Raw genomic sequence first — 19,431 nt, forward strand, 5'->3', positions numbered from 1 at the left:
AAAGCAAAGCTACACGCAAAAAAGCACTGAGCAAGTCCCTTCCAATCATTGAGACCGTTATTCCGTGTGATGATGAGCAGTGTCCTCAAGGACATGTACTTGAAGTCGCGGGCAAACGCTTTGTTCGTGAGGAAGTCGTCATCATTCCTCAAGTGATCTATCGGCATCAGATCTACGAAGAAGTCAAAAAATGCGCGACCTGCGCTAAACAAACGGATCATACTCAATTCTTCCAAGGTCACGCGCCACGGCCGTTAATTGCCCACAGTTTGGGGTCTGCCTCAATGGTCGCCACCATCGCATACAACAAGTACGGCTTGTCCTTACCACTTTATCGACAAGCCAAGGAATTTAAGCGTGCGGGGGTCGATCTTCCCGAAACCACTTATGCGAACTGGATGACCAAAGCATCAGTGGTCGTCCAACCAGTGGTGAATCTCATACGGGAACATTTGGTGGCGCAGCCGTTCTTACAAGGTGATGAAACGCCATATAAGGCGATCCGTGACCCACGTAAATCCGGGCGGTCGCATGGCTATATGTGGGTGATGCGCTCGGTGCAATCATCAAATGAACCTGGCGTCTATTACGCGTATGATGCCACACGCGCCGGAGCGTTCGCTCAAGAATTGTACGAAGGCTTCTCTGGCGTACTCCAGTGTGATGGCTATTCAGGCTATAACAAGCTTGATGATGCGATCACCCGCACTGGATGTATGGCGCATGTTCGACGCAGATTCTATGACGCCGCTGTGCACTTGAAAAACGGCATCGAAGACTCGGTACCGTTGAAGTTGATCGACACCATGTTTATGTTGGAGCGACAAGTTCAGCATGCGCCGGCGGGAGAACGCCAAGCTTTTAGAATAAAGAACATCGCTCCGCTCATGAAAAAATTCTGGGCATGGATCGATGGCCTCACTGCGCTGCCAAAAGGCGCATTGGGAAGAGCGGTGAAGTATGCCCAAAATCAGCGGATCTATCTTGACCGGCTCATGGACTACGGCGAGATCGACTTTAGCAACAATGCGACTGAGCGCAGCGTCAAAGACTTGGTGATCGGACGTAAGAACTACTTATTCAGTACCAGTGTCGATGGTGCCGAAGCAAATGCGAACCTGATGACTTTGTGTGAGACTGCCAAGGCCAATCAGTTGGATGTATTCAAGTATTTGAAGTGCTTATTTGAAAAGCTTCCACAGATACCAGAATTTGAACTGAATGAAACCACGCTGGCGCCATACTTGCCATGGAACATTAGTCTGGACTAGCAATAGAAAATCGGGCCAAGACACATCATAGAGATGTGCCTTGACCCGATTTTGGCGTTATGAACGTGTGGTTATCTCCTGCTTACGGACTAGAGCCAACATTCTCCATTAACGAAACAGTTAAATATTGGTTGTTGTCAGCGTCCATGGCCACTAAGAACCCGTTTTGTTTGCCATCAGTGTCTTGTTTGAGTTTCAACTCGGCAGTACCGGTTTTGGCAGCAATGGTGTGGCCGGTAATGGCTAACCCATGCGCCGTACCAGTTGCGTCAGAAACCACATGCGTCAACGCGGTTTTCACGGCATTGGCGTCGCTTTGATCAAATACTGTGGTGCGCGTGGCCGCTTGGTTTTTGATCAAGGTTGGCTGTTGCATCACGCCGCCATTGGCGATACTGGAATACATCGCAGCTTGTTGGATCGGAGACAATAACAATTGGCCTTGGCCATAAGCGGTATCAGCCAATAAGGTATCTGAAGCCAATTTACCGGAATTGGAGATCTGGGCTTTGCCTTGGTGCAGCGGCAAGGACGCTTGAGTCTTAAACAAAGGTTCGAGACCTTTCAAATACGCGTCAGCGCCCATTTTTAAAGCAGTTTGGGCAAACCAGATATTATCAGAGTTGACCAACGCTTGGGTCATATTTTCCGGGCTGGCGTCTACTGTGCGCGTGACTTTGTAGGTGCCCCAGCTTGAATTTTCCTGCCATTTCAACCCGCTGATCGCTTTGGTGGTGTCAGTGGTGATGGTTTTGTTTTGCAAGGCGATCGCCGCAGTCAACATTTTAAACGTTGAACCAGGCGCGTACCGCTGGGTAAAGCGGCTGACAAAAGGCAAAGATTTGTTGTTGGCATAGGCGTCATAGTCGCTTTGTGAGATCCCGTTAACGAATTTGTTCGGGTCATAACTTGGCGCACTGGCCAAAGTCAACAACTCGCCAGTTTGCGGTGCCATGGTGACCACTGCGCCTGGTTGATTGTTTAACGCGGCATAAGCGGCTTTTTGCTTCGTGGCGTCGATCGTCAAGGTCAAGTCTTTGCCAGCTTTAGCTTTGGTTTTCAACAACACGGTGGCTTGTTTGCCATGTAAAATGTATAACTCTCCGCCATCAGTGCCGCGCAGGCGTTGGTCTTCGGTTTGTTCCAAGCCGGCTTTGCCGACTTGCGAATCCGCCGTCAAAGTCGGGGTTTTCTTGATATCGTCGGCGGTGGCATTGCCCACATAGCCGATGAGTTGCGCCGCCGCTTCACCTAGTGGATAAGTGCGACTGCCGATGGTTTGATAATTGGTGCCTGTCAGCGTCGGCGTGGCGGTGACGACTTTCACTGGGACAAAAGTGTCCTTGGTGACCCAGCTTTGGTTCAACAAGGTTTCTAAGCTGGCCAATTTCACGTTCCAAGCAGTGGCGATTTTTTGTAAATTGGTGGTGCGAGTGCTGCCAGTGCCTAATTGGCTGGGGATCAATCCGGCTTGGATCACAGTGCCATTTTGAGCCAAAAGCTGGTGGTTGCGATCGTAGATTTGACCGCGAGTGGCGGGGATGGTGGTGAGCTGCAAGGTGTCTTCCCCGCTCATTTGTGGGAACAACATTGCCGGGGTCCAGTGCACTTTCCAAGTGTTGCCAGTTTTATTAATAGTGGTTTCGTAATTTTGTGGTTTCAACTTGCCGATCTTCGTTTGCATCGTGGCTGAAAAGCTCAGCGTGGCATAAGTGCCTTGAACTTTGCCAACTTTCAGGTGGGAGATCTTGATGGCGCTGGCCCCAACGCGATCAAATACCGCTTGGTTGCGGGCGATCAAAGCTTTTTTGGTGTAGTTATTCGGCAAGTCTTTGAGGTTGACAGCATCAGCGAGTTTGGCGTAATCGCGTTTGGCAAAAGCGTGGGTGTACTGCGCGGCAGTTTGTTGCACCGCCACATTTTGAACATGGTGTTGATAAGCGCGTACGCCGAAAAATCCGCCTGCGATCACCACCACAGCGCCGGCTGCGGCGATCAAGAGCTTCTTTTGCATGGGATGGCCCTCCTTGGTTGATAAGGCCATTATACCTTAAACCACAGGGATAACTTTCACCAATAAAAATGACACTTATCCACTGTGGATAAGTGTCGTCAAGGGGCTTACACTTGAGTAGAAAGCAGGTGAGCAAATGGAGATCATGCCAATACGCATTTATCGCCATGATCAACCGCGTGGCTTGCGGTTGTTAGTTGATCGCGTTTGGCCGCGCGGCGTGTCAAAAATCAATGCGGCGTTAGATGATTGGGCCAAAACCATTGCCCCAAGTACCGAGTTGCGCAAATGGTTTGGCCATGACCCAGAGAAATTTGCTGAATTTACCACGCGTTATCGCCAAGAACTGGACAACAATCCGGATACGCCGGCTTTTGTGGCCCAAGTCGCCGCCAGCCAGCAACCTGTTTTATTGCTGTTTGGCGCCAAAGATGAAGCCCACAATAATGCCGTGGTGTTGAAAAGTTATCTCGACGAAAAGTTATCCACACGGGGATAACTCCAGCAGTTTTCGCCGAGCATCAAAGCGCCTCGAAACCACGATTCGATCGTGGCTTCGAGGCGTTTTGTGAGTTTATTGATGCCGGTTGAACCAATCCAGCACGGCATCTAAGCGCTCCAGGCGCAAATTCGGCAAGCCGGTGCGCGATAGATCATGGTTGCTATCAGGAAAACGCAGGAATTCAACTGGTGAGCCTTGCATTTTCAATGCGGCATAGAATTCTTCGCTTTGGCCGATCGGCACGCGCAAGTCGTCTTCTGAATGCATCAACAACAGCGGCGTGTGAGCATTTTGCACATGGGCTAGCGGACTTTGTTGCCACCAAGCATCGCGGTGGCTGCCGTCGAGTTGGTATTGGCCCAATTCCAAGTTCCCAAAGAAATAGCCAATATCGCTGGTGCCAAAAAAGCTCAACCAATCACTGATGGCGCGCTGTGACACGATAGCGGCAAAGCGATCGGTATGCGTGACCATCCAATTCGCCATGAACCCACCATAGGAGCCACCAGTCATATAAAGATGATCCGTATCGATGGTGGGATCCAGCTTTAAGCCAACGTCCAAGGCGGCCATTAAATCTTGATAGTCTTCGCCACCATAATCGGCTAAGTTGCCAGCTAAAAATTCGCGCCCATAAGTGGCACTGCCGCGCGGATTGGTAAAGATCACGCCAAAGCCTTGAGCGGCAAATACCTGCAATTCATGGAAAAAGATATCCCCATAAGCCGCATGCGGGCCGCCGTGAACGGATAAAATCGCTGGGTGCTTTTGCGATGAGGCGACAGGCGGCAAATACCACCCATGGATCTCAAAGCCAGCGCGCGTGAAGCTGAAAGCTTGTGGCGTTTGCACCTGATGCGCTTTTGACCAGTTGGCATTCAAGTCGGCAACTAACTGTTGACCATGCCACAATTGACTTGGCGTGGTGAAGTTGGTGTAAGTGTAAACCACATCTTGGCCAGCGTTATTGAAGTCACTGATCGACCCAGCCGGCGTGTCGAGTTGCTGCCAATGTCCTTGCAAGTCGCTAGTGGCCAAAAAGACTTGACCGGCATCACTATATAAAAACATCACCTGGTCATTGTCGACAAAGCGTGCGGCAATATTGGCCAAGTTTTGTTGGCTGTCGGCGACGGTCCAGTTCCCCACTTCTGGCGCGTCGGTGAAGATCTCTTGATAGCTGCCGAGGTTTCGGTCGTAGATCATCAACGTATCAGCCAACGCAGTGCCGTCGCCGGGATCGCCGACGAACAATAATTTCTGCCCATCAGGGGAAAAGGCCAAGGCTCTGGCGCTACCGGTCACGATCGGCGTGGCTTGATTGGAGGCCAGATCAAATAATGCAGTGGTCGTCGCCGGACTGTGATCGCCGTTAAAGTGATCATCAGGTTCAAACGCCAATGCCAAGGCGTCTTTTGTGGCTGCCACTAACTGAAAGGCCGTGCGGCTTTGGTAGACCACGCGTTGTTTTGCCGCTGCCAGGCCTTGATAAAATAAGGTGGTTTGGGTATTTTCTGGGCGTAAGCCATGGCCATTATCTTGAATGTGCAACCGCGTCAAGCGCGTGGCATGCGGGAATTGGGACGCTTGCGCCAAGCTTTCATGGGTTTGGATGTACCAACCTAAGCCAGCGTCATCCCACAAAAAGTGTTCGACGCCAGATTTGACCCAAGAGCGCTGGATCGCCGGCTCCCCTAATAAACTTTGGGTAAAGATCTGCGTGGTACCATCTGTTGCTTGGCTTAAAAAGGCCAATTGGTCATGGGACCATTGCGGATCGGTATCATGTTGCTGGTCGAACCCCAAGCTCACTGCTGCTTGGCCATCAGGGTAATAGGCCAACGTCCTTTGATAGGTGTTGGTTTTGGCATCAAGCCAATTGTCAACGGCAATCACGCCGCCTGAAACCAATAAAGGTTTGGAAAAAGTGTGTAACGCAAATAAATCAGTCGTGGTGATCCGCATAAGTGACCTCCTGTGAATTTTTATAATCAAATTCTAATCTTTTCGCCGCAACGATACAAGCCCCCAGCCGATCATCAGCGTCAAGCTTAAGCCGATGCCAACTTCACTGAAGGTGTGTGCAAAGCCCACTTGGTCGATGCGCCAACCCAGTAGTGGAAACAAACCGATCATCGCCAAAGAAAAGAGCAGCGATGCGACAGATAATAACGTGGCGCGCTGAGAGCTAGGAATGCGGTCATTGTAATACACGTTGAAAATCGGTGGCAGTAACGCCGACAACGCGTAATTGAGCAAATATAACCCCACCAATAAACCGCTGGTATTCAACCTCGCTAGCAAAAAGGTGACGCATAAACTTCCAGCCAAGGCGATCAACACCTGACGCTTGGCATGTTTCAATACGCGTGGGGCTAAGCGAATGGCAATGATCGCCGTTACTGAAGCACCCGCTAAAGCCGTGGTGATCAGCCAACTTGGGAAGTGCCGCACTTGCATCACTTGTTGGAAATAATAGAAAAACCCAGTGGTCAACGCCGAAAATACGGCATCAAAGCTCATCAGTGCAAACAGCCGCCGGTCATTGGTCAACACTTGCCAAGCAGCGGTGATGATGGTTTTGATCGTGGTTTGATCGGCTTGCGGCTGGTGCGTTGCGGGTTCTATTAACTGCGAAACCACCAACATCGCCAATACTGCCAGCCCGATGGCCAAATAATAGCTCCAAGCCAAATGCCCATGCACGAGTGAGCCGGCTAACAATAACCCGCCAGTCGCCGTCACTTCGATCACCGCGTTCATGACGCTGGTGGCATGCGGATAAACGTCTTCTTGCCCGTTGGCTTTCAGCGATTCGTAAACCAAGGCTTCTAAGGTGCCTGATTGTAAGTTATACGCCCAAGCCGACACCATAAAGCTCAAGGCAAACCACCAAAAGCCGCCTTGCCAAAGCATCATCGCGGCGCTGATCAACGCGGCGATACGCGACAAGATCAGCATGCGTTTATAGGTGAAGCGGTCGGCTAAAACGCCAGAAGGGACTTCAAATAAGAAACTGGCCATGTGAAAAATGCTTTCGCATAACCCCACCTGGACCAACGATAAGCCTAGTTGCGACAAGTAGATCACCCACAGCTGGGTGATACCGCAATAAGCCAAGAAACTGTAGGCGTAAGCACGCCATAATTGTTTGTGGATCGACATATTAAACTCCTCAGCCTGCAAAAAAATGCAGACAAAAACCCAACACACCGCAGCGTATTGGGTTTGCTAGGCGGTATGTTGCACAACGATCAACGATTTTAGGGCAGACTCCACCCTTAAGCGGCAATTTTATTGAAATTTGCATGCGCGATCGTTAACCATTGTGTCAACATAACGAGCCCTCCGAGATCAAGATGTTATTAATATAGCATGAGGGTGATGAGAAAACAATGAGTTTGTGCATCAGGCAACAAAATGCGCGGCATTATTGCTTGGCAGGCACCAAAGCAAGCAGTATCATCAAACGAAGAAAGCGCTTTTAGTTGGGGAATGGGTGAACTGGATTGAAAGGGGTAAAGGCTGTCGATAATCGTGCCATGGCTCGTGATCGCCTTGATCTTGATTGCTGTGGGAGTCGTATTGATCGTCGCTGGCGTAAAAAGCCGTTTTGCAAGTTACTGGAAAGTCGCGTTAGGTGTGATCGGAGTAGCCACGACCGGCTTAGGGCTGTACTGTTTGTTATTTCTAGTCGGCTTGAGCATTCCCGAACGCGGGGAGCCTACGAAATGCATCAGTTTCGTAGGTTTTTTCTTGCGCCAAAATAAATTTACTGGTGCTGACGCTTACAAATTACCGAAACGGCATAAATACATTGAGATTCACCTGAAAATAGGTGATAATCAAATTGTATATGCAATCAATGCACGCAGTCTGGGGGGAGTGCGACATGAGCTTAAAAATAGGTATTGTTGGCGTCAGCGCACCACTGCCAGCGTGGTTATTGCTCTTACAAATCGTGCTTGTGGTGATGGTGGCGGCTGGGTTTGTCAGCTATTATCGCCGGACTTGGCATTATGTTTTTGCCTCAGAACAAACTGGTCACACGCAATATCGCTCATTGCGCGGCGGCTTATTGTTGGTGGTGTTGAGCTTAGGGCTGGGCATGCATTATGCTGGCGGGGCGATGCCGACTAATGGCATCATGTTTCATAACATCGGCTTGTTTTTGCTCAGTTTCACCTTATTGGATCGTGATGCCCATTGGTGGGAGTTCGGCGCGCGTTTAGCTGGGGTCTTGGCGATTTGGGTGAATCAGTATGCCCCACAGTTTGAGCGCTGGCAGTTTTGGGTATCGCTGGTCTTGTTAGGGATCGCAGTGGTGGCATTGTGGCGTTATCGCGACGAGATCCGCTATAACCCAGCCCGCCATATCGGGGTGTTTGGCTACATCGGCGGTGTTTTTTGGGCGTTGATGCCTGACGTGTCGTTAGGGATCCACTTATCGCCAGTGTTGCGCTTGGAAGGTTTCGCCATTTATGTGGCCATGGCGTGTACCACCGGCTTTTTCATGCACAATCGCCATGTGGAAGATCAAAAAAATCGCGCCAATGCCCAACTGGCGCATTACGACAGCTTAACAGATACTTTATCGGCATCGTTATACCAAAGCACCGCCCCGCGGGTGTTTAATTTGGCCCGCGCCCAACATAAAAAGTTGACCATGGCGGTGATCGATATCGACCACTTCAAACAAGTCAACGATCACTATGGGCATTTGACTGGGGATGAATTGTTGTCTGGCGTCGCGAAATTGATGTCAGAAACCATGAGCCAGTATTCAGGCAAACATTCCTTGTATCGCGCCGGTGGCGAAGAGTTCAACATCTTATTTGAGAACATGTCTGATCGCGCTGTTGAAACCATCGTCACCGCCATTTGGCAAGCGGTGCGCACTGCGAAGTTACATGCGCGCCGCTTTGAGATCCCAACGACGATCTCCATTGGCGTGGCTAAAATGGTCGAAACCGATGAATCTGTCGATGATCTGTATGCCCGCGCAGATGAAAATCTCTACCAAAGCAAACATAACGGTCGCGATACCATCACCATGATGGGTCGCACCTTAGCGCATACCCAAGCGCCGCGGGTGATGTCGATCCGCGCTTTGTTGACGCAACATGTGATGGATACGCGGGTGACGCCGTCGGAATTGGTGTATGACGAGTTGATCTTAGCAGTTTACGCTGACGCTTATGACCGCTGGGATTTTCCCGATGTGGTGACGCTGCCGTTGATCGTGCAAATGAACTTTTTGCATCGCGCCTTGCAAGCAACTGCCGCACCGCGCATCATGCTCAACTTGATCCCAGAAGTTTTTTTGGCGCCGCATACGCCACAACGCTTGGCGGATTTTCGCGATCAAGAACCTAAATTACACACCTTGGCTGTGGAGTTGACGATGTTGCCAGATCTGGCCACCTTACGAACCGCTGCCAAGCGTTATCATGCGCGTGATCTGCGGATCGTGTTGAAGAACTTTGCGCCGGATAACGACCTTGAAACGTTCAAGCCGTATTTGGCGTTGATCGATGGGGTGAAGATCCGCGTCTCCGATTTGCGCCAGTTGTATCAAACCGCAAACGGCGCCGATCAGATCCAAGCCTTACAAGCTGCTTGTGCCAAAGTCAATGCGGATATTGTGGTCAACGATATTGAAAACTCACAAGATGCGGCTTTTGCCAAAGACGTGATCCATACCAAGTATTCACAAGGGTATTATTTTGACCGGCCAGCTTTGCCGCGGCTGTCGTAATCAAAAACGCTTTGGCTCATGTTTGAGAGTCAAAGCGTTTTTGTTTAGCGAACATCAGTATCCGTTTGCGCCAGTTGCGCTTGGCGCCGATAAGCGCTCGGCGTGATGTCGAACTGCTTTTTGAAGGTGTGATCAAAGTTGGCAGGGTTCTTGTAGCCTAAGCTAAAGCCGATCTCTGCGACAGATTGCGCCGTCATGGCGAGCATTTTCTTGGCTTGGTTCATGCGAATGAAGCGCAATTCCGCAGAAAATGGTTTTTTGAACAAGTCATGGCACAAGCGAGAGAAGTAGTTGGGCTCATAACCAAAATATTCCGCCGCAGACTTCAAGGTCACTGAATCGATATGGGCCATGATGTAATTGAGGATCAAGCCAACTTGATGGGCTTTGTCTGCGCCGCGCAAGTTATCTTCTGGGAAGTCGGATTCGATGATCATCATCGCATTCAACCGTGCCCGAGATAATTCCGTCAATAACAAGTTGGCCACCATCGACGCTTCATAGCGCAAGTAGCCATCTTGTGGTTGCATCAACATCAAGCGCGCCAATTGTTCGCAGTAACCGTTGGTCAGTTCATGCGCGATGCGCCGAAAAACAATGTGCGCGGTGTCAGTGCTTTGCAAAAAGCTGGTGATCATGGCATTTGGCCCGATCCCCACGGTGTTAGCCACTGGTAGAATGAAAAAGCGTACTTGCAGCGGCCGGTTGGCGCCATATGCTTCTAGTTGGGCTGGCATCGGGTTGTGGATCAACACGACGTCGCCGGTTTTTAATGCCAGCGGGCGGCCTTTTAACCGGAGTAAACAATCGCGGCGACATTGAATGATCGCCAGCTGGGTGCCACCAGCCTCAGGATCAGGTGGTGCACTTAACGGGCTGAGATCTAATTCAACCGTTGTCGCGCTCCAAATTGGCGTATACATGCAAAGTCCTCCTTGAGATTGTGTCTATCTGCCAATTTTAGCACAAAAGTGACCCATTCGGGCAGGGCATTTGCTTGAAAATGTCAGTCTGGCATAACAAAACAGACAATTTTGCATGTATCCGGTATCATTTAACAGACGTACAATTGATCTGTCAGTTACCTGAGGAGGAGGATGCCCATGGACGCAAAATTTCTTGAAGTATTGCAACACGAAGGGCCAGTCACGATCATTACGATCAACGCGGCGCCAGCACATGTGGTGAACACGTGGATGTCTTATATCACGCTCAAAGATCAGCAGTTGTTGATCCCAGCAGCGGGGATGCACAGCATCGAAGCAGATTTTCCCACGGATAACCATGTGCTGTTGACGTTTGGTTCCAAAGACGTGATCGGCACAGTCGGCCCAGGCGCCGGCTTTCATGTCGCAGGCCGTGGGCACTTCGTTGATTCCGGCGCCGATTTCGACGCTAAAAAGGCGCAGTTCCCTTGGTTGACGCGGATGCTTGTCGTTGATATCGATACGGTCCAACAAAAGATCTGATCTTCGTGCTACCATGTCACAGAATCGATCAGATACCCTATATTCACACACAAAGAGATCCGCATGATGCGGGTCTTTTTTGATGTGCGCTGGGGCGGTCGTTTGCAGTTGGGAATCCGGCTGGTCGGGGCGACCATAGTGAGGGTCCTCAGCAAAGCTACGGGATGTCTCGCGTTGCTCGCCACCCGCTGGATCTCGACTTGTGGAACACTGTAGGCGATAAATCGCCGACAGCGTTCTCACTATGGTCACCCCGACCAGCCTCCGTCCCAACTGCAAACGACCTTCGTGCTGCGATCAGATAACTGGCGCCGCCTTGATTTCGCTTAGGGACTAGTATGTAATGCCTACTAGTGACAACTGGCCGCCAGCTGGAGTCCCGGCATCAAACTTCTTCGCCCAGCTACCTTCATGCAGAGATTACATTCCTAAAATTGACAGATTTGCTACATATTTTAGCACATGGCGATAGCGCTTACTTGCTTTTCAGAAACGAGTCTGCTTATTTCTGGATTTCTATTCAGTGCATGCAACACAAAAGCCATAAGGACACCTTACCAGCTCTTTTGGTAGGCGGACTTATGGCTTTTGTATGAATCGTGTTGATGTTGAGGTACAGGAACCTGCTTGGTTACTTAGGCGCTTTAGTTCAGCGGCTGCGGGGCCAGCTCCCCGATCTGCAAAGCGACGCGCCAGGTTTTACCGTCGCGAGTGGCAATGGCGGCGTAATGTTCGTTGGTTTCCCAAGTTTCAAAGTCTAAACGATAACCGGTATCGGCTTTTTGCAAACCTTTTTCCATCAACAATGCCGTTTCCGGATAGCCGTTTTTGGCGAGCTTTTCTAACACCAAGCGCTCAACGTTGCGGCGCTCGCGAGCGGCGTGATTGAATAAGGTGGTAATGACCATGATCGCATACCTCCAAGTGGAATTGATAACTCTATTTTAGGTCAGGACCAAAATGTTGTTTCAAAGCTTAAGCGAGCTTAACGTGATGCAATCGAGTTTAATAAAAATGTTATGAAATGGCGCTGTGCCCGACAAAAAAGAAGCGCCGCTCACAAAAAATTGTGGGCAAAACGCTTCTTTAATGGGTCGCTTGTGGTTCGTCGTCAGTGCGGGATAAATTGACGCGCCAGTGGCCGTTGACTTCACTGAGGTAAGCCACATAATTTTCTGTGGTCGAAATTGCCATTAGCGGCAGACGATAAGTCAATTGGCCATTCACGCGCTGTTTTTGCAAGTCACCAGTTACTTGTAAAGCCGTTTCGGGATAACCTTGGCGTGCAAGTTTCTCCCATAGTTGTTGCATGGCATTGCGCACTTCACGTTTGCGCCATACGGTTGTCCATTCATGATGGGTCATACGACTAAGCATCCCGGACACCTCCAAAGTATTCTATGCCTTAAATATACCGGATGTGCCTGGCCTTGGGTGTAATTATTAGGATTTTTTAACCATTTATTATGAATGAAGGCATCAACTATCAAGAAAATAGATATAATTTTTATTTTGACGCGCAAAAAAGTGGCCTCGACAACTGGTGTCGAGGCCACTTTTCAGGCTTGATCAGATGCTGCAGCTTTCGCAAGCGTTAGCGCCGATTTCATCTTCATCATCGGTGAAGGTGCGGATGTAGTAGATCGACTTGATGCCTTTAGCGTGGGCGTAGTTGCGTAAAATGTTCAAGTCGCGGGTGGTCATTTTATCCGTGCGGCCTTCCTTCCAAGGGTACGTGCCAGCAGGGATCGTGGAGCGCATGAACAAGGTCATTGCCATGCCTTGGTCGACGTGTTGTTGCGCCGCAGCGTAGACATCGATCACTTTGCACATGTTGGTGTCATAAGCAGATTGGTAATATGGCAAGGTGTCATTGGCCAAACCAGATGCTGGATAGTAGATCGTCCCGATGGTTTTTTCTTGACGGTCTTCGATGCGGTTAACGATCGGATGCAAGCTGGAGCTGGTGTCGTTGATGTATGAAATCGACCCGTTTGGCGCAACGGCCATGCGGTTTTGATGGTATAAGCCATCTTTCATCACAGCGGCTTTGAGATCCGCCCAGTCTTGCTTAGTCGGAATGTGGATGTTTTGGAATTGTTCGCGGACGCTGGCGAATTTAATGTCCCAATCTTGGTTCAAATACTTGTCAAAGTAACTACCGTCTGCGTATTTGGACGCTTCAAAGTTGTGGAACACCACACCGCGTTCGCGCGCGATCTGGTTGGACGCTTTTAACGTGTAGTAGTTCAACAACAAGAAGTATTGGTTGGTGAAGTCCAAAGATTCTGGGCTACCATAGTGCATGTGATGCTTGGCAAAATAGGTGTGCAAGCCCATGGCGCCTAAGCCGATGGAATGGGCCAAGTCGTTGCCGTTTTGCACCGATGGCACCACGTCAATGGCAGAGTGGTCAGTGACATAAGTCAAAGCCCGCACCATGGCGTCGACAGATTTTTCAAAGTTAGGGCTTTGCATCAAGTTGGGGATGTTGGTGGAGCCTAAGTTACATGAAACATCGGTGCCTAAAACATCATATTCTTGGCGGTTGTTCAACACGCTTGGGGTTTGCACTTGCAAGATCTCAGAGCACAAGTTGGACATGATGATCTTGCCGGCGATTGGGCTGGCGTTGTTGGCAGTGTCGATGTTTAAGATGTAAGGATAGCCGGATTCTTGTTGCAACTTAGAAATTTCAGTTTCCAAGTCGCGGGCGCGGATCTTTTTCTTGGTGATGTTGGGGTTGGCCACTAAGTTATCGTATTCTTTGGTGATGTCAATATAAGAAAATGGTTGACCGTATTCGCGCTCTACTGAGTAAGGGGAGAACAAGTACATATCTGCGTCGGCTTTGACCAGATCATAGAACTTATCTGGCACGATCACGCCAAGGCTCAAAGTCTTCAAGCGATACTTTTCGTCGGCGTTTTCTTTTTTCGCCCCTAAAAAGGCGATGATATCTGGATGGAACACGTTCAAATACACCACGCCGGCACCTTGGCGTTGACCGAGTTGGTTGGAATAAGAAAAAGAGTCTTCCAATAACTTCATCACTGGCAACACGCCAGAAGCGGCGCCTTCAATACCTTTGATCGGTGCGCCACCTTCGCGCAAGTTAGACAAGGTGATGCCGACCCCGCCGCCGATACGAGACAATTCCAAAGCGGAGTTAACGGCGCGGCCAATGCTGTTCATGTCATCTGATACTTGTAGCAAGAAACATGACACCAATTCGCCACGGCGCGCGCGCCCAGCGTTTAAAAACGATGGCGTCGCTGGTTGATAGCGTTGGTGGATCATTTCATCAGCTAAGGTTTGTGCCAGTTGTTCGTCGCCGTCAGCGAAAAACAAAGCATTGGCAAACACGCGATCTTCAAAAGATTCCAAGTAAGATTCATTGTCGTCAGTTTTTAACGCATATTGGGCGTAGAACTTGTAGGCAGCCATGAAGGATTGGAAGTGGAAGTTTTGCGCAGCTAAGTAGTCGCTCAACTGTTGCATGAATTCAAGCGAATACTTGTGTAAAAAGTCGGCTTCATAGTAATTATGTTCAACTAAATAGTCCAAGCGACTTTTCAAACTGTCGAAAGTCATGGTATTGGGGTCGACATTTTCGGTGAAGAAAGCGGCGAGCGCTTCTTTGTCTTTGGCCAAGGGGATCTGGCCATTCACCGGAATATTAATTTCATTGTTTAATTTGAAATACGTGACTTGTTCTGGATCGATGGCTTTGAGGCCCATGGCGAACGCTCCTTTGTTTTTTAGCATTGAGAATAATGCTATGATACTGTATATTGTGGTTACGGTCAAATTGCAAACAACATCTTGCGGTTTTTGACTTGTGCGTAGCTGTGGTAAAATTAGCGCGCAACTGACATTGTAACGTCAATTCAGAGAGGATGCACATCAATTATGGAAAATTATCAGGCGATCAACTGGGACCGCGTTTCTGACGCTGTCGATAAAGCAACTTGGGAGAAATTAACGGAACAATTCTGGCTGGATACGCGGGTGCCGGTTTCAAATGATATGGACGACTGGCGCGAACTCGACGACACCCATCAATGGGTCGTCGGCCATGTGTTTGGCGGGTTGACCTTGTTGGATACGGTGCAAAGCCAAGACGGTATGCGCGCTTTGACCACAGGGGCCATCACCCCGCATGAAAAAGCGGTGCTTAACAACATCCAATTCATGGAATCTGTTCATGCCAAGTCTTATTCGACGATTTTCTCCACGTTGAACACCCAACCGGAAATCGACGAAATTTTCCAATGGTCCGACTCTGAAGAATACTTGCAAAATAAAGCCAAGTGGATCGTGGACTTGTATCGCAATGATCCAGATCCGATGCACAAAAAAGTAGCCAACGTGTTCTTGGAAACTTGCTTATTTTACTCTGGTTTCTACACGCCGCTATATTATTTAGGCAACAACAAACTCAATAATGTCGCTGAGATCATCAAGTTGATCTTGCGGGATGAATCAGTGCATGGCACTTACATCGGCTACAAGTATCAAATCGCCTATAACCAATTGTCTGATGCTGAAAAGCAAAAGCAAGACGACTGGGCTTATGACTTGTTGTACAAGCTTTATGCCAATGAAGAAAAATATGCGGCGCTTTGCTACGACCAAGTTGGCTGGACCAAAGAAGTGATGACGTTTGTGGAATATAACGCCAACAAAGCCTTGATGAACTTAGGCAAAGAAAGCATGTTCCCAACTAGCGCCGCTGACGTTAATCCGATCATCATGAACGGAATCAACACCACCACGTCAAACCATGACTTCTTCTCCCAAGTGGGTAACGGCTACTTGTTAGGTCAAGTTGAAGCGATGAGTGATGATGATTACAACATTGATGTGATCTCAGATCCAAAGGCAGGCGACGACAAATGATCAATTTATTTTATGTGTCGATTTCCGGCAATACCCGCGCTTTTGTGAAGCGTTTGTGTGCCTACGCCGATGCGCAACATGCCAAAGATGCCACAGCGTATCAGATCAATGCGGTAGAATATTCTGAATCTGTTGATAGCAGCATCATGGATCAGCCATTTTTTGCGATGGTGCCGACGTATCTCGACGGTGGCGATGGTATCAACAACGGCTATCAAGAAGTGTTGACGCTAGATTTTCGCGATGAACTAGATGCTGGTAATACCGACAATTTGCTGGGCATCATCGGCTCTGGTAACCGCAACTTTAATGCGCAGTTTGGCTTAACGGCCAAGCATTATGCGCGCCGCTTCAATTCACCGGTGATCGGGTTGTTTGAACTGCGTGGCAATGACGTTGAAGCCGCCAAGATCTACACGGCTTTGGTCAACTACCAGAAGGATTTTGAACAACGCGGCGTGAAACGCGCGTTGACCCATTAGCTAACAACTTATTATAAGAAAGTGCTTGACCGCAATGACTTGTTCCATTAGGCTGGAAGTATTCGAGCATTTAATGGAGGAGATTTAAACATGAAGTGGCAAACTTTGCGCAAAGCCTTACTTGGCGCGGCTTTAACTGCCAGCGTCGCATTACTAGCGGCTTGCGGCAACAGTGCAACGAACAAAACGACAGGCACTTTCAAAGATGACTTGGTCACCAAAGACACCTTGACCATCGGCTTGGAAGGTACCTACAAACCTTACTCATATCGTCAAAACAACAAACTCGTTGGCTTTGAAGTCGACTTGGGCAAAGCCGTCGCCAAGCAAATGGGCGTCAAGGCAGAATTTAAGCCAACCAAGTGGGATTCTTTGATCGCCGGACTGGGTGCTGGGAAGTTTGATTTGGTGCTTAACAACATCACCCAAAGTCCAGAACGTGCCAAAAGCTACTTGTTCTCTGATGTTTACACTTATTCGCATTACGTGTTGATCTCACCAACTAACAAGCCATTGACGAAGATCTCTGACATCAAAGGCAAGAAGTTAGGCGAATCCACTGGCTCTGATAATGCCATTGTTGCCAAAAAGTATGGCGCTACCGTCGTTCCCGTGGAACAATTCACCACTGATCTGCAAATGATCAAAGATGGCCGTATCGATGGTAACATCAACGCCGCACCATCTTGGTACGCTTATAAAGCTGATCATGCGACTACTGGCTTGACCATGACCGAATTGCCAAGTTCCCAAGTGCCGCCGGCTAAGGTTTCTGGCTTATTGAACAAAAAGTCGACCAAGCTACAAAAGCGCGTCAACAAAGCGCTGAAAGTCCTGCGTGACAATGGGACATTAAAGCAGTTGTCGATGAAATACTTCGGCGCCGACATCACCAAATAAGGCTGTGACGCAAAGCGCTTTTAGCCCACAATACAGGCGCCTTGGGACCCTGATTCGCTTTTTGAATCGTGGTTCCAAGGCGCTTTTTTTGTCTAGGCGAAAAGGCGGTCAAACCCATGAACGCAACGTTTTGCTAAATCCGGATGATTAATGGCATATACTTTATTTTCGATCAAGATAAGCGTATAATTGGGCGATAATTGGACGAAATGGGTTTTCTCTTAGGAGGAATCAAGTGTGAATATGGATCCGGGAGACAATGTTGCAACTTTGGGCACAGCGCCGCTTGGTGCACCGCTGTGGTTTGCACAATTATTGATCACCTTTATGTTCGCTACTGGCTTTATCAACTATTACCGGCGCATTTGGCATGTGGCCAATGTCTGGTTTAAAGATAAGCCGGTATATAAATGGCTGATCCGCATCGTTGTCGCCTTGGCTGCGATCGGCATCGGCACGGCGTTACATATGGTCGGGTGGTTAGTGTTCACCAATGCCACTGGTTTGATGTTTCATAACATGGGACTATTTGTGTTGACGTTTATTTTGCTTGACCAAAATATCCGCTGGTGGGAATTTGCTGGGCGGGTGGCTGGCCTAGCAGATGTGTGGTTGATGCATCATATGGGCTATTATGATCGGCCGCAGTTTGTGATCTCAGTGATCGGCGCTGGCATCGGCTTGTTGGTATTGTGGCTGTGGCGCGATCAGATCCGCTACCGGGTGGGGCGCCATGTCGCCGCTTATATGTTTATTGGGATCTGCTTTTGGACCTTGCTGCCGCCGCATTCCGCCGGTTTGGTGGTGACGCCGATGATCATCATCCAAGGCTTATCGATGTATTTTGTCATGGTAGTGGTCACTGCGATCACCTTGGCGCGCGATCACAAACTCGATGTGCAAAATGCGGTCAACGCACAATTGGCGCAATACGATTCTTTGACCAACGCCAAAAGCGCGTCGATTTATCGTCGCGATGTGACGCACTTTTTCCATGAGGCGCATGACGGTGGGCATTCGTTGACTGTCGCGGCGATCGATATCGATCATTTCAAGCAAATCAATGACCACTATGGGCATTTAGTTGGCGATGATGTGTTGATCGGCGTGGCGCGCAGTATCGACGCAGAACTGGCGCGACATCCTGGTCAACATCCGCTGTATCGCACTGGCGGGGAAGAGTTCAACATCATTTTTGTTGATGCGACCCTAGATGCGGTACGCGAAATCGTCAAAGCTGTTTGGCAAACGGTGCAAGATCAACATTTTGACGCTGGCGACTACACGGTTAAAACCACCTTGTCGATCGGGGTGGCAGAGTTGCATCCAGAAGATCGCGGGTTTGATGATGTGTTTGCCCGTGCAGATGCGTCGCTTTATCAAAGCAAACATAACGGGCGCAATGCCATTACCATCGGGGATGAGACCTTGAATTCTGAGGTCAAACGGCAAGTATTGGCCACGCGGACGTTGATCAGCCAAGCGGTATTGGATGCACGGTTGCCAGATGCGCCGATCGAAGCCCAAGAAGTGTTGGTGGCGCGCTATGAATATGATCATGACCGCTGGAATTTCCCTAAGGATTTTGTTTTGCCGATCGACGTGCAACTGAATTATATGCGCGACTTGTTGGCTGCTGGGCAAACGCAGCGCTTGATGATGTATTTGTCGCCGCGACAATTCGCCCATCCAGACACGCCAGCGCGTTTGACGGCCTTTATTGCTGGCGAGCCGATGGCCGTGAAACTGATGGTAGAGCTGGATCACAAGATCGACGCTAAGGTGTTAGCCCAAAATGCACCGCGTTATCAACAAGTCGGGATCAAAATTGGTTTAGTCAACATCGATGCACGCCAGTCATTGGCCGATCTAGCGCCGCGCTTGGCGCATGTGGATATGATCAAAGTTTCTTGTGACAGTTTACGGCAACGCTATCCCAATGGCTTTGCACCCGAAGACCTTCACGAGTGGGATCAGTTGATCGCGCCACATCAGTTGTTGGTCGTGGTCAATGGCATTGAAAACTCGCAAGACGCAGCGTTTGTCCGCAATAATCTGCGCGCACAGTATCTGCAAGGCTATTATTATGATCGCCCAGATCTGCCGCGCTTAGCTTAAGCAAAACGGCGTCAC

Annotated in this window: 15 protein-coding genes; 8 read left to right on the forward strand and 7 right to left on the reverse strand. The window is 49.4% G+C overall.

Annotated elements, in window-relative coordinates:
- A partial coding sequence (tnpC, locus tag ACKTSG_RS08285) for an IS66 family transposase (RefSeq protein WP_407893730.1) occupies window positions 1-1,271 on the forward strand: 1,271 nt, incomplete at its 5' end.
- Between the two features lie 82 nt (window positions 1,272-1,353).
- On the opposite strand, the gene pbp4 is transcribed toward tnpC, so the two are convergent.
- On the reverse strand, window positions 1,354-3,285 hold the full coding sequence (gene pbp4, locus ACKTSG_RS08290) for a penicillin-binding protein PBP4(5) (protein ID WP_407893732.1): 1,932 nt from the start codon (window positions 3,283-3,285) through the stop codon (window positions 1,354-1,356).
- Window positions 3,286-3,421: 136 nt separating this feature from the next.
- Between pbp4 and ACKTSG_RS08295 the strand changes: the two genes are divergently transcribed.
- A complete protein-coding gene (locus ACKTSG_RS08295) occupies window positions 3,422-3,784 on the forward strand; it encodes a DUF488 domain-containing protein (protein WP_407893734.1) in 363 nt (120 codons plus the stop codon).
- 75 nt (window positions 3,785-3,859) lie between these two features.
- Here the strand turns inward: ACKTSG_RS08295 and ACKTSG_RS08300 are convergent, their stop codons facing one another.
- Both ACKTSG_RS08300 and ACKTSG_RS08305 read right to left on the reverse strand, forming a co-directional pair.
- Entirely contained in the window at window positions 3,860-5,752 is a 1,893-nt protein-coding gene (locus ACKTSG_RS08300) for a S9 family peptidase (protein ID WP_407893736.1), read from the reverse strand.
- Window positions 5,753-5,785: 33 nt separating this feature from the next.
- The gene (locus tag ACKTSG_RS08305; protein WP_407893738.1) at window positions 5,786-6,952 is read right to left on the reverse strand and encodes an MFS transporter; all 1,167 of its coding nucleotides are present in this window, start codon (window positions 6,950-6,952) and stop codon (window positions 5,786-5,788) included.
- 727 nt (window positions 6,953-7,679) lie between these two features.
- Between ACKTSG_RS08305 and ACKTSG_RS08310 the strand changes: the two genes are divergently transcribed.
- Window positions 7,680-9,545, forward strand: coding sequence for a diguanylate cyclase domain-containing protein (locus tag ACKTSG_RS08310; RefSeq protein ID WP_407893740.1), 1,866 nt, complete (start codon window positions 7,680-7,682; stop codon window positions 9,543-9,545).
- A 44-nt stretch (window positions 9,546-9,589) separates the two neighbouring features.
- Here ACKTSG_RS08310 and ACKTSG_RS08315 read toward each other — a convergent pair whose 3' ends face one another.
- Window positions 9,590-10,468, reverse strand: coding sequence for a helix-turn-helix transcriptional regulator (locus ACKTSG_RS08315; RefSeq protein ID WP_407893742.1), 879 nt, complete (start codon window positions 10,466-10,468; stop codon window positions 9,590-9,592).
- Window positions 10,469-10,648: 180 nt separating this feature from the next.
- Between ACKTSG_RS08315 and ACKTSG_RS08320 the strand changes: the two genes are divergently transcribed.
- A complete protein-coding gene (locus tag ACKTSG_RS08320; RefSeq protein WP_407893744.1) occupies window positions 10,649-11,014 on the forward strand; it encodes a pyridoxamine 5'-phosphate oxidase family protein in 366 nt (121 codons plus the stop codon).
- A gap of 644 nt (window positions 11,015-11,658) precedes the next feature.
- On the opposite strand, the gene ACKTSG_RS08325 is transcribed toward ACKTSG_RS08320, so the two are convergent.
- The 3 genes from ACKTSG_RS08325 to nrdE form a co-directional block, all read right to left on the reverse strand.
- Window positions 11,659-11,922: a hypothetical protein gene (locus tag ACKTSG_RS08325; protein WP_407893746.1), complete on the reverse strand. Its 264-nt coding sequence runs from the start codon at window positions 11,920-11,922 to the stop codon at window positions 11,659-11,661.
- Between the two features lie 178 nt (window positions 11,923-12,100).
- The gene (locus tag ACKTSG_RS08330; protein WP_407893748.1) at window positions 12,101-12,391 is read right to left on the reverse strand and encodes a hypothetical protein; all 291 of its coding nucleotides are present in this window, start codon (window positions 12,389-12,391) and stop codon (window positions 12,101-12,103) included.
- A 192-nt stretch (window positions 12,392-12,583) separates the two neighbouring features.
- The gene (gene nrdE / locus ACKTSG_RS08335) at window positions 12,584-14,755 is read right to left on the reverse strand and encodes a class 1b ribonucleoside-diphosphate reductase subunit alpha (protein ID WP_407893750.1); all 2,172 of its coding nucleotides are present in this window, start codon (window positions 14,753-14,755) and stop codon (window positions 12,584-12,586) included.
- 171 nt (window positions 14,756-14,926) lie between these two features.
- Here nrdE and nrdF point away from each other — a divergent pair, with 171 nt between their 5' ends.
- The 4 genes from nrdF (at window position 14,927) to ACKTSG_RS08355 (ending at window position 19,416) form a co-directional block, all read left to right on the forward strand.
- Complete coding sequence (gene nrdF / locus ACKTSG_RS08340) at window positions 14,927-15,916, forward strand: class 1b ribonucleoside-diphosphate reductase subunit beta (protein ID WP_407893752.1); 990 nt, start codon at window positions 14,927-14,929, stop codon at window positions 15,914-15,916.
- Window positions 15,913-16,398, forward strand: coding sequence for a class Ib ribonucleoside-diphosphate reductase assembly flavoprotein NrdI (locus ACKTSG_RS08345; protein ID WP_407893754.1), 486 nt, complete (start codon window positions 15,913-15,915; stop codon window positions 16,396-16,398). Before nrdF ends, ACKTSG_RS08345 begins: the two co-directional genes overlap by 4 nt.
- 90 nt (window positions 16,399-16,488) lie before the next feature.
- Complete coding sequence (locus tag ACKTSG_RS08350; protein ID WP_407893756.1) at window positions 16,489-17,298, forward strand: transporter substrate-binding domain-containing protein; 810 nt, start codon at window positions 16,489-16,491, stop codon at window positions 17,296-17,298.
- Window positions 17,299-17,541: 243 nt separating this feature from the next.
- Window positions 17,542-19,416: a diguanylate cyclase gene (locus ACKTSG_RS08355; protein ID WP_407893792.1), complete on the forward strand. Its 1,875-nt coding sequence runs from the start codon at window positions 17,542-17,544 to the stop codon at window positions 19,414-19,416.
- The last annotated feature ends 15 nt before the right edge of the window (window positions 19,417-19,431 follow it).

It is taken from the genome of Lacticaseibacillus salsurae (genome assembly GCF_045862175.1).
Taxonomy (GTDB): domain Bacteria; phylum Bacillota; class Bacilli; order Lactobacillales; family Lactobacillaceae; genus Lacticaseibacillus; species Lacticaseibacillus salsurae.